The organism is Bradyrhizobium guangdongense (assembly GCF_004114975.1).
GTDB lineage: Bacteria > Pseudomonadota > Alphaproteobacteria > Rhizobiales > Xanthobacteraceae > Bradyrhizobium > Bradyrhizobium guangdongense.
The window spans coordinates 874,604-884,673 of the sequence record NZ_CP030051.1; the positions used below are offsets into that span (position 1 = coordinate 874,604).

Consider the following 10,070-nt stretch of genomic DNA (forward strand, 5'->3'; position numbering starts at 1 on the left):
TCTCTCTCTCGTGGCTTCAACCGGAGGCGAGCCGTCCACCCAGGTTCGCGATGGCAGGCAGAGACATGAACGCTGGCCTCGCGAAGTAGTAGCCCTGGAAGAGCGTGATCCCCGCAGCCCTTAACACGGTCAGTTCAGCCTCGCTTTCAACGCCCTCCGCAAGTATTGTGATCCCAAGCTGCCGAGCGATCGACGCGATACCAGACACGATCACCTGCTTGGACGAACTGAGGTGGATGTCTCTGAGAAGCTCCATGTCAATCTTGATCAGATCGGGTTGTAAGCGCGCAAGAAGGTTCAGCCCCGCGTAGCCTGCCCCAAAGTCGTCCAGCGCCGTCAAAAATCCGAGCTTCTTGTAACTGGCAACGATGTTTTCCACGTGTGCGGGATCCTTCATCCGCTCGTTCTCGGTGAATTCGAACATCAAGTTGTGAGGAGGGAAGTTGGCTCTTTTGGCTGCCTCAAGCGATTTCTGGATGCACGCCCGCGGCTCATAGACGGCGTTCGGCATGAAGTTGATGGAAAGCCGTGCCGCCGGGTCGTGAAACAGCTTTCCCGCCGTCTCGATCGCCATCACGCGAGCAGCCTGATCGAACCGATAAAGTTGATCATCGGTCAGCTGACTCAGAACGCTGTGCGCACTCTCCCCATTCGGACCGCGCACGAGTGCTTCGTAACCCCAAATTCGATCCTGCGCGACCTCGACGATCGGCTGGAAAGCCATTTTGAAGGCGAACCGTAATTCGGTTCCATTTGCACATCCCAAGCACCTTGCAGCCATGCCTTCCCCCAATGCTCAATCGAAAGACAATAGGAAGTAGCGGTTAAGGAACGACTTGCGTGGTGACCCGACCCGGCCGTGACGTATGGCGACCGCGTAGCTCGGACAGCTGGGCCTTCGCGAGTGTTCCAAAGTGAACAGTTGGGGATGCTGAAGGCGTGCGCCGGGGGGTTTCTCAACTGAGAGCTCGTGCCGATGACTCAAGGACTCCTTCGCCAAACGGTGGCTGAGATCGACGCGTTCCGGTTGAGAGCACCGTGGAACTTGGAACGATATTTGGGCCATCTGATTGGCACGTTGGTCCACCTCAAGCTGAGGACCGGCAGTTCCTGGAAAGCGCATTGATCAGGGAGGACACAATGAACGACGAGCGAAAATCATCAAAAGCGGGAGAGCGGGCCGCAGAAGGCTTGCGCCAAGCAGCTTCCAAGGAAGAAGCAAAAAACGAGAGCAAGATGGGGCACGATCTGGCTAAGGGCGCTGATCGTTTCGAGGAGCGCTCCAAAAGCTCGGATGGAAAAAGCGCAGGCGAGAAGCAGAAAGACTAAATCCACAGCGGACCCGTCGCGGCCTCCCGGCACGAGGTTTCCAAAACGACCGCGTGCCTTCACGTACGAGGCGAAGGCGCGTCTCGTTGCTCGTACCTAAGAGGGGCGGCGAGACACCTCCAGGGACTCCGACCGAGGCCCTGCACCTTTCCTCATTTGATGTCTGCTTCTGGCCTGCAAGGTAAGCCGCAGTCATCCAGAGGTTTTTTGATGCGCGTCTGCGATAGTTTGCCCGATGCGCCACAATACTCCCGTCGGATCAATAACCACGAAATCCTGCATTGCCGAATTCTCCTCGTTTCGGGGTCGCCACCGCGTCTGGAGGCTGGCAGCTTCATTGGGTGATTTTTGGTTGGGATGTGCGTTGCAGCTTGTGCGCGGAAATTGTTAGGCGTCGAGATGCAAGACCGGCTGTGTGTTATTGGCTTTAGGCTACGAGCGAATGACAGCTATCGGGAAGAACTGGCAAAAACCAGAGGAACGACGAAACGCGGATCGGGTTGATCCATCACCGAGGATCGTTCGATGGACAGAGCTTCGATCTATGACGAACTGAGCCGAGTTGAGCGAGAGGTGGTTGCAGGAGAGCGCCAACTGGCAGAACAGGAGCGGCTGGTTCTCGACTTGAAACGGGAAGGTCAGAATACTTCCGGCCCTGAAAGGGAACTGGAAAGGCTGCGTGAACGCCAGCGCCTGCGCGATCAAGACCGCCAAAGACTGCTCTCCCTCCTGCAGCCCTGACTCACAGCGAAAGCATTGCCTCGGGTGAAGGCCGGTGAAGAGGACCGGATCCGGCTTGAGCGGCCTTCGTCAATCGACCGCGCACGCCGTCGAGTGCGGCCTTTGGGTTCGGAAGGCAATCAGAATATTCGGCAAATAATCGCCGATCACAGGGTGATGCGGCATTCCGCGTCTCTGCGCACTAGCAACCAATTCGAATCCTGCTTGTTGTCGCCGGCACAATCACTTGCAGGAGACAAAGAAATGTCACGTATAACTTTGCTGGCCGCAACCCTGTTGCTGCTCGCGTCGGCGCCCGCGGGCGCCCAGTCGCAGCCGGCGCAAAGCGGGCCTGGCAACAATGCCATCAACAGCTCCGATAAGAACAATGCGAACGCTCCCGTCGCGGGCCGCAACAGCTTCACCGAGGGCCAGGCGAAATCGCGGATCGAGGAGGCGGGATATTCCAACGTCTCCGGCCTGCAGAAGGACAACGAAGGCGTCTGGCGCGGCAAGGCCGACAAGGCCGGCACCAAGACAGACGTCAGCATTGACTTCCAGGGCAAGGTCAATTCCACGAAATAAGGAGCGGATAGCATGACGACCACCATTTCTCGTCTTTACGACAATTATTCCGACGCCGAGCGGGCCGTCACCCGGCTCGAGAGCGCCGGCGTGCCGCACTCCGACATCAGCATCGTCGCCAACAATTCCGACAATTGGTACGGATCACGGAGCGGTAAAGTCGACCGTGACCGCGACGGCGTCGACGATCGTGCTGAAGGCGCCGGTGCGGGTGCCGGCATCGGCGCCGGCATCGGCGGCGCGGCGGGCCTTCTCGCTGGCTTGGGTCTCCTGGCCATTCCGGGTCTCGGTCCGGTCGTGGCTGCGGGATGGCTCGCCTCCACGGCTGCCGGTGCGGCCGCTGGCGCTGCCACAGGCGGTATCGTCGGCGCACTCACCCAAGCCGGCGTCTCGAAGGAAGACGCTTCGCGCTACGCGGAAGGCGTTCGCCGCGGTGGCACGCTCGTCACCGCGAAGGTGCCCGACAACGATCGCACGCGTCTCGATGCCCTTCTCCATGAGCGGTCCGTTGACCTCCAGCAGCGCAGTTCGGCTTGGCAGAAGTCCGGCTGGACCGACTTCGATGCCGCGAGCCCGCCGTTGTCTCCGGAGGATATCGGGCGCGAGCGCGAGCTTTACGGCGCCGGAGCGCGGCGCTAGCTCTCCGTCGGTCTCGACAAGACAAAGGCCCCGTGCAGCGGGGCCTTTTTTCGGGACACTCCCGCTTTCCCACTGCCGTCGGCGGGGGCTGCCGCCGGCGTCGTCATGGATGCAGAGGTTTCCCAAGCTCACCCAATGCCTCCCTGGTTTCCGCGATCTTCTCGCATAGCAACGTGAAGGCCGTCTGCATTCGGCCGTTGGCATCGTGGTCCAGCAATAGCGATGACGTCTCGACCAGCCTGTCGCCCAAATGCTCCATCACGGTGAGCAGGTGATGCAAGCCATCCGCAGGCTGCTCGATCGCAATGCGTTCGATCTCTCGCACGATCTCCTCGAGCCTGATGACCGCGGACACAAGACTGTCGTCGTGCCTGCGCAGTGGAAATTCGATGATCTCGGCGGTCAAGGCCGGGGTTTCCCTCAGCATCAGGCGGTGCCGGATGCGGCGAGGCAGTCCTTGCGGACTGTCAGGAGAGCCCGGTGCAGCCAGGTCTTTATCGTCCCCACCGGCACGCCGAAGCGCCGTGACAGATTGGCTCGGCTCTCGCCTTCGAGATAGGCGAGCGCCACCAGCGCGCGGCGATCTTCCGGCAAACGAGCCAGTGCGCCAAAGGCGATGGGTTCGGCGCGGGCGTAGTCGAGCTCGTCGCTCGCTGATGGATTCTCGGCGGCCGCAATCGACAGCGCCTCATCGAACGCGTCAGTCGGCAATCTTCTGACGCGCAGATGATCGATCGCGGTATTGCGCACGATCGCGGAAATCCATGCCATCGCCGGAGCGCGCTCGGCATTGAACCGGGAGGCGTTGCGCCAGATCTTCAGATAGCTCTCTTGCAGGACGTCTTCGATATCGTGCGGCGGTACGCCGACGGCGAGCGCGGTCCTGCGCAGTCTGCCGCGCGTTATCATGTGCAGCGCCGAGAAAGCGCGTGCGTCCCCGCGTGACACACGCGCGAGCAGTTCGGGCAATCCGTCGCTCTGTGGCTGTGTTGCCCGACGTGAGCAGGCCATGTCCCGTCTCCCTTGCGTTCGGCTTTGAAACGCTGGGGGATCGCGGTTGGATCACCCCGGGGAAGAAGGACTGAAGAGGGATCTAAAGCCTCACGAACGGCCCGATCAGCCGGCCAAGCAGACCGTTCATGCGCAGATCACCTGTCATCGCAACCAGGCAGAGGCACGGGCCTTCGTCGCCGACGATCGGGCGATGATCGACCTCGTCGTCGCCATAGTCGAAATCGCCAGGACCAAAACGGCCGCCCTCGTGGCTGAAGCTGCCTTCCAGCACGAGCGTCAACTCGGTGCCGGTGTGCGTGTGTTCGAGCATGCGCGTGCCCGGCGCGGACCTCAGCAGGAAGGCCCGCGCCTTGCCCGCGCCGGACAGCTCGACCGGCCGCATGCTCAGACCTGGCGCAACGCGCCTTGGCTTACCGACCCTGTAGTTTCGAAGCGCCGGTGGAACGTCTCGCACCATTCCGAACGTCTCGGTCGAGGGCGGCGCAGCTCTCGGTTTGGGCGCGTCGTCGATCCGGGCCAGCACGCGCTCGAATGCATCCGATGCCACCGGCACCGGAGCGACCTCCTCGAGTGCCAAGCCCGCAAGCTGCTCCATCGCGCGCACGAACCGGGCGCACCCTGCGCATTCTGCGACATGCACCCCCACGACCAGATGGTGGGCCTCTTCCAGCCTGCCGGCGGCAAAGTCGGCCAGAAGATCTTCCGGCGGATGATGGCTGATGGTCATGCTTCTTCGTCCAATAGCTCTCTCAGGCGGTTCATCGCCAGCCTGATGCGCGACTTCACCGTTCCCAGCGGAATTCCGAGCAGGGCAGCGATTTCCGGATGCGGCCTTTCCTCGATGAAGGACAGCCTCACCACCCTGGACTGCTCCGCCGACAATAGCTCGATGGCGGACGTGATCCGGGCAGCATCCTGAACGCGCGAAAGGACCGCATCGACCGGTTCGGCGGGATCGGGCGTATCCGGCAGCTCGGCAACGCCCCGCACGCGGTCTGCCCGCGCCTTGCTGCGGAACATGTCGATCCGCAAGTTCCGCGCGATCGTGAAGATCCAGGCCGCGGCTCCCGATGTCGACGGATCGAACTGGCTCGCCTTCCGCCACACGGCGATCAACGTGCTCTGGGCGATCTCCTCGGCCTCGTCGGCGCTGCATCCGGCCTTCAGCATCAATGCCTTGATGCGAGGCGCGAAATGCTCGAATAGGCCTTTGAATGCCTCCCTGTCGCCGGAAGAGGCGACGCGTCCGATCAAATCAGCCCAGTCCACCTTCGCCTTCGGCCCTTTGCTCGCACTGGTCGACAGCCGCGCGACAATTCCGCGAGGCACGCCGGCCCTGGCGCGGATTGGCACAGTTAAAGCTCGGATAGCAGCGACCATGGTGGCTCGACAAGCAGCTTCTCGCGTTTGGAACGTATGGCAGGGGGCGATGGATCACTTGCCCCCGAAAGTTCCCGGGCTTGCCGGAAGGCAGCAAGGCGATTGCCTCTCAATAGACCGGCCCCAGGTTCGAGCCCCCCTGCGGCCACCATTTCAAGGTCCTGCTGATGCTTGTCGGTTTTTGTTTTGACTGATAGCCGCGCGGCGTTAATGCATAAAATGCACGTCCGGCGAGCGCGGCGGCGTGGAGCAAGAGGACCTGAGGGGTCAGGAGAGTTGGATTGGTTCTCTCCGGACCCCGACCGCAAACCAGACGGCGCTCAGCTCTTCGAACCGGAGCCCTTCAGTGCATTCCAGGCTGCCTGATTGGCTTGATCGAACGCCTTGCGGGATTCCGCGAGCGCTGCGCTCAGCACGGACCAGGACTCGCTGCCGGCCTGCTTGAGCTTCTGCAGTTGCGCTTCGGCCTGGGACGCATCGGATTTCATCTGCTTGAGGGCGGCTTCCAGGTCGCCCGCATGCGCTGCGGCGACCCTGCCGGCCGCCTCGCGGAACTTGTCGGCGGCCTCGCGCCAGGCCTTTCCCTGCGCGGCGGCAATGTCCTTGAAGGTCGCTTGCTGCTGTTCGAACTGCTTGCCGGCGCTTTCGAAGTAGGTCTTCATCTGCGCTTCAAAGCCGTCCCATTGCTTCTCGAGTTCGGTCCTGCCGCGCGCCCAGGCCGCTTCGCCGGCCTCGGCTTGCGCCTTGAGCTGAACCTGGAATTCGTCCCGGCGCTTCTTCAAGTCGGCGATGATCTGCTCGGCCTTGACTTTGGATTCGGCCTTGGCCTCGCCCGCCTTGACTTCAAACGAGGCGAGTGCGGCATCCATCTCGTCGATGCGTTCCTTGGCCCAATTCAGGTAGAAATGCACGCTGCTTTGCTCCGACATGACGGTCTCCTTTGACTATTCGAACTGGATGATCCCCGAGCGCGGCCTCGCTCGCGTTGACTTGGCTCAACCTTTCCTTGTCGTCCGATGTCGCATCCTTCAGGCCGGCAGATGGGGAAAGGTCCTTGCCCTATCATCACCGCTCGTTTGCCTCGACATTTCGGCACCCGCCATGCGGTTGAGAGCACTGATCGAGGCTGAAAGTTCACGGTGAGATCGCGCACTGGTCTTGATCCTCGTGCTAGGGACGAGCCGAGTTTTGCTTGCCGACTTTCGGCGGTTCGAGCATCACTTCCTTCAGATGATCCCCGGCGGCGACGACGATGACGAAATTGAGCTTGCCGTCCTGTCGCATCAAACCGCCGGCCAGCGCGCTGCCCGCCGCCGCCCTCTCGGCGACCTGCACGGCATCCGCCAATTCCTGCTTGATCCATTTCAGGGCAAGGATGTTGGCGAGGTCCTCCCGATCGAGCTCCTTCAGCGACGAGGTTATCTCCTTGCCCGTGATGCTTCCGGTATTTGCGTCGATGGTGTTCTCCCACACGCGCTCATTCCGGATCGTGCGAACGCGGTAAATGGGCGGGCCGTCGATCTCGAAGCTGATGTCGGCGGTCTTCGAGCCGTCGTGCAGGCGTTCGGCGATCGCCATGGCCCGGCTGAGCGGGATGCGTGTGGTGCGGAATTCCGCGAGAACGCGGCGGATAGCGGCCTCTTCTGCTTCACTTTGCGTAGTGGCGGTTCGGGTGCCCACATCCGCGGGAGCTTGGACATCGGCAACGGCTGCGGTCGCGGCGAGCGTCGCGGACCACATGATCAGGGCAAACAGATGGTGCTTCGACATCGGATCTCTCGGTCTGGTTGGTCAATCGCTTGCGATGGGCGCGTGAGCGACGACGATCTCCTTGTCGGAGAGCGCAGGCGGCGACTGATGGGTATCGATCACGACGCGCTCCGGCAGCCTCACGTCGGAGTGGATGCGGATCTGAGGCCGCGCGGGATCTGGCTCGGAAGACTGACCCGGCAGTTGCGCCGGCAGGACCCAGTTCGCCACCCAAAGCAAACAGACCAGCACGCCACCCACCCAAAGGAAGTAGCCGCGCAAGGGGAGGGCGCTATCGAGCGGCTGCCTCGCCCGCATGAACATCGCGGATCGCCGACTCATAGCGCCTCGCTCCCGGCAACGATGGGACTCCGCCTCATCGTCAGATACTCCAGGGGCGCGGGTGCCGGCGCGCGAGCTTGGCGTCGAGATAGCCGCCCTTGTCGAGCCACTCCGCCGGACAATAGGCGCCGGCTTTCGGATGGATCATGAAGCCGTCGCGCTCCAGCGCCGCCCTTGTTCCGGTGACGCCGGTCCACACGGTCTCTCCGCTGGATGGATTCACCTCCATTACGTCAAAGACTTCGACGAAGTTCAGCATGTCAGGATGCTCGCCGTCTCACGCCGCCTGCGACAGGCGGTCGAAATCCTCAGGCGCAACGCCTCTGCGGGCGAGCTCGGTCTCGATCGCGTCGAACACGCATTCGACCGGCGCGATCCAGACGTTGATCCAGTAGATGATGCAGCCGCGGGCAATCAGCAGAACCGGCGTCATGCGACCGTCCTCCGCTGCAGTCGAACCGGGGCGGGCTCGCGCGTGGCGAGGGAATGTGCCCACGCGATCATCGCGATCGTGATGCCAAGCAGCAGGCTCAGTGCCACGAGGCACAACGCGACAATCACGTTCAGCGATGCAGCGGCGAGGCCGGGCAACGGATTTTCGCGCATCAATGCAAACAGCAGTGTTGACATTCCGCGTCTCCTTAATAAAATACACCGTATAGTTCATATAAATCACGCGCCCTGGCCGGAGTCAAGACCAGTGCGTCACAAGCGCGTGTGCGGGATCAAGACTGCGAGGCTCCGCCTCGGCCAACCGAAAGAGAAAGGATCTGACATGAGGAAGTGGACGCAGGTGCTGTTCGCAGCGGTCGTGGTCGCGCTCGGGAGCGCGGCAGCATCAGCCCAGGAGAACCGGGGCACAGCGGAGCAGCGGGCGGCCTGTACGCCCGACGCTTTTCGTCTTTGCAGTGCCTACATTCCCGACCCCGCGGGAGTGGAGGTCTGTTTGCGGCAGAGGAAATCGGATCTGAGCGAGGCGTGCAAAGCGGTGTTCGATCATGCCGCCACCGGCTCGGCCAGGGGCAGATAAGGAGCGATGTTGCGGCGTGATGTGACGAGGCGCTGCCTTGAGCCACAATCGCACTGCGACAGGAGACAGGAGCGATCTTATGACCACGGTGTATATACCGGCCCTGGCTGCGTTCGGCGGCTCTGCGTTCGGCGCGCTCTCGACCATCGTCAGTGGATGGTTCAGCGGACGCCGAAGGCGTCGCGAGCTTCATCATGCCCGCTCGTTCTCAAGGCGCGAACAATTGTACCATAGCTTCATCGAGGAGGCATCACGGCTCTATGCCGAGGCCCTGGTCAACGATCAGGCCGAAATCCCGCAACTGGTCAGCCTCTATACGCTGGTCGGACGCATGCGGATCTTGTCGAGCACCGAGGTCGTCCAGGCCGCCGAGCGAGCCGGGCACCTGATCATCGAAACATATCTGTCGCCAAATCGCACCTTCGTAGATCTCCCCAAATTCATCGAGGAGATGGATCCGTTGCGCGATTTCGGCGAGGCCTGCCGCCGCGAGCTGATGAACATTCCGGCGCAGTGAAAGGTCAGCCAACGACTCTCAGCCGTAGCGCTAGTGCGGCCAGTCGGTCTCGCAGGCTGCCAGGAAAAAGCCGACGCGTTCGCGTACGAAGCCCGGAAGCTCCTTCTTCAGGTCTTTCGGGGTTTCACCGACGAGCGAGCGAAACAGCATCGGCAGCAGGATCAGGTCCAGGAAGATCTGAGCTGTCGCCCGGCTTCGCTTCGCGCTGAAGGGCCCCCTCGGGGTGCGAGTGAGCTTCTGCGTGGCATCGTCCAAAAGCTGGGACACCGCGGCCAGGGAGCGATCGCGCGCGGCGTCGTGAACGTTGCGGCTAAGTTGAGGGAATCGCTGCGACTCGGCGATGGTGGCGCGCACCATGCCCAAGGATTCCTCGACCACTCTCTCGACGATGGCGGTGCCGAGGCTCATCAACTTATCCTCGATGGTGCGGCCCTCGGGCGAGAAGCCCTCGAAGTCCGTCAATCCATCGATGGTGCGGGCCACCACCGCCGCGAACAGCGCTTCCTTGCCGGGGAAATGCGCGTAGATCGTCGGCTTGCTCGCAGGGGCGAGCTCGGAAATGTCGTCGATGCTGGCGCTGCGGTAGCCCTTCTCCAGAAACAGCTGTTGGGCCGCATCGAGAATGCGCGCCTGTGCGTCGCCAGCGAGATCCTTGGGCGGTCTGCCTCGCTTCGTCTTCTTCATTTTTGATCTCCGAAATCACGAGTCTGTGCGCTTCGCTTTCCCACTTGACATGCTCAGAGAAGAAAGGCAAGAAAAAGAAAA

General features: G+C 62.0%; 17 protein-coding genes. 5 read left to right on the plus strand and 12 right to left on the minus strand.

Features of this window, described 5'->3' with window-relative positions; all coding sequences use genetic code 11:
* Positions 1 to 16: 16 nt before the first annotated feature.
* Positions 17 to 781 carry an EAL domain-containing protein gene (locus X265_RS04150; RefSeq protein WP_128963754.1) on the minus strand — a complete coding sequence of 255 codons (765 nt, stop codon included), beginning with the start codon at positions 779 to 781 and terminating at the stop codon, positions 17 to 19.
* Positions 782 to 1,140: 359 nt separating this feature from the next.
* Here X265_RS04150 and X265_RS04155 point away from each other — a divergent pair, with 359 nt between their 5' ends.
* The 4 genes from X265_RS04155 (at position 1,141) to X265_RS04170 (ending at position 3,273) form a co-directional block, all read left to right on the plus strand.
* Positions 1,141 to 1,329: a hypothetical protein gene (locus X265_RS04155; RefSeq protein ID WP_128963755.1), complete on the plus strand. Its 189-nt coding sequence runs from the start codon at positions 1,141 to 1,143 to the stop codon at positions 1,327 to 1,329.
* Between the two features lie 525 nt (positions 1,330 to 1,854).
* Positions 1,855 to 2,070, plus strand: coding sequence for a hypothetical protein (locus X265_RS04160; protein ID WP_128963756.1), 216 nt, complete (start codon positions 1,855 to 1,857; stop codon positions 2,068 to 2,070).
* A 243-nt stretch (positions 2,071 to 2,313) separates the two neighbouring features.
* Entirely contained in the window at positions 2,314 to 2,634 is a 321-nt protein-coding gene (locus X265_RS04165; RefSeq protein WP_128963757.1) for a hypothetical protein, read from the plus strand.
* A 12-nt stretch (positions 2,635 to 2,646) separates the two neighbouring features.
* Positions 2,647 to 3,273, plus strand: a complete 627-nt coding sequence (locus X265_RS04170; protein ID WP_128963758.1) for a hypothetical protein — start codon at positions 2,647 to 2,649, stop codon at positions 3,271 to 3,273.
* 103 nt (positions 3,274 to 3,376) lie between these two features.
* Here the strand turns inward: X265_RS04170 and X265_RS04175 are convergent, their stop codons facing one another.
* From X265_RS04175 to X265_RS04215, 10 genes are all read right to left on the minus strand, one after another.
* Positions 3,377 to 3,679: a hypothetical protein gene (locus tag X265_RS04175; protein WP_128963759.1), complete on the minus strand. Its 303-nt coding sequence runs from the start codon at positions 3,677 to 3,679 to the stop codon at positions 3,377 to 3,379.
* Between the two features lie 20 nt (positions 3,680 to 3,699).
* The gene (locus X265_RS04180) at positions 3,700 to 4,284 is read right to left on the minus strand and encodes an RNA polymerase sigma factor (protein ID WP_128963760.1); all 585 of its coding nucleotides are present in this window, start codon (positions 4,282 to 4,284) and stop codon (positions 3,700 to 3,702) included.
* A gap of 82 nt (positions 4,285 to 4,366) precedes the next feature.
* Positions 4,367 to 5,014 carry a ChrR family anti-sigma-E factor gene (locus X265_RS04185; protein WP_128963761.1) on the minus strand — a complete coding sequence of 216 codons (648 nt, stop codon included), beginning with the start codon at positions 5,012 to 5,014 and terminating at the stop codon, positions 4,367 to 4,369.
* Positions 5,011 to 5,556 carry a sigma-70 family RNA polymerase sigma factor gene (locus tag X265_RS04190; protein ID WP_128969133.1) on the minus strand — a complete coding sequence of 182 codons (546 nt, stop codon included), beginning with the start codon at positions 5,554 to 5,556 and terminating at the stop codon, positions 5,011 to 5,013. Before X265_RS04190 ends, X265_RS04185 begins: the two co-directional genes overlap by 4 nt.
* 431 nt (positions 5,557 to 5,987) lie before the next feature.
* Positions 5,988 to 6,596, minus strand: a complete 609-nt coding sequence (locus X265_RS04195) for a sll1863 family stress response protein (RefSeq protein WP_128963762.1) — start codon at positions 6,594 to 6,596, stop codon at positions 5,988 to 5,990.
* Positions 6,597 to 6,837: 241 nt separating this feature from the next.
* A complete protein-coding gene (locus tag X265_RS04200; RefSeq protein WP_244659442.1) occupies positions 6,838 to 7,407 on the minus strand; it encodes a PepSY domain-containing protein in 570 nt (189 codons plus the stop codon).
* A 51-nt stretch (positions 7,408 to 7,458) separates the two neighbouring features.
* Complete coding sequence (locus X265_RS04205; protein WP_128963764.1) at positions 7,459 to 7,758, minus strand: hypothetical protein; 300 nt, start codon at positions 7,756 to 7,758, stop codon at positions 7,459 to 7,461.
* A gap of 40 nt (positions 7,759 to 7,798) precedes the next feature.
* Complete coding sequence (locus tag X265_RS04210) at positions 7,799 to 8,017, minus strand: hypothetical protein (RefSeq protein WP_244659443.1); 219 nt, start codon at positions 8,015 to 8,017, stop codon at positions 7,799 to 7,801.
* 18 nt (positions 8,018 to 8,035) lie between these two features.
* On the minus strand, positions 8,036 to 8,191 hold the full coding sequence (locus tag X265_RS40310) for a hypothetical protein (RefSeq protein WP_164938417.1): 156 nt from the start codon (positions 8,189 to 8,191) through the stop codon (positions 8,036 to 8,038).
* Positions 8,188 to 8,388, minus strand: coding sequence for a hypothetical protein (locus X265_RS04215; protein WP_128963765.1), 201 nt, complete (start codon positions 8,386 to 8,388; stop codon positions 8,188 to 8,190). The genes X265_RS40310 and X265_RS04215 overlap by 4 nt, the downstream gene beginning before the upstream one ends.
* A gap of 479 nt (positions 8,389 to 8,867) precedes the next feature.
* Here X265_RS04215 and X265_RS04225 point away from each other — a divergent pair, with 479 nt between their 5' ends.
* Positions 8,868 to 9,305, plus strand: coding sequence for a hypothetical protein (locus X265_RS04225; protein ID WP_244659444.1), 438 nt, complete (start codon positions 8,868 to 8,870; stop codon positions 9,303 to 9,305).
* 30 nt (positions 9,306 to 9,335) lie between these two features.
* Here the strand turns inward: X265_RS04225 and X265_RS04230 are convergent, their stop codons facing one another.
* Positions 9,336 to 9,989 carry a TetR/AcrR family transcriptional regulator gene (locus tag X265_RS04230; protein WP_128963768.1) on the minus strand — a complete coding sequence of 218 codons (654 nt, stop codon included), beginning with the start codon at positions 9,987 to 9,989 and terminating at the stop codon, positions 9,336 to 9,338.
* Positions 9,990 to 10,070 lie beyond the last annotated feature (81 nt).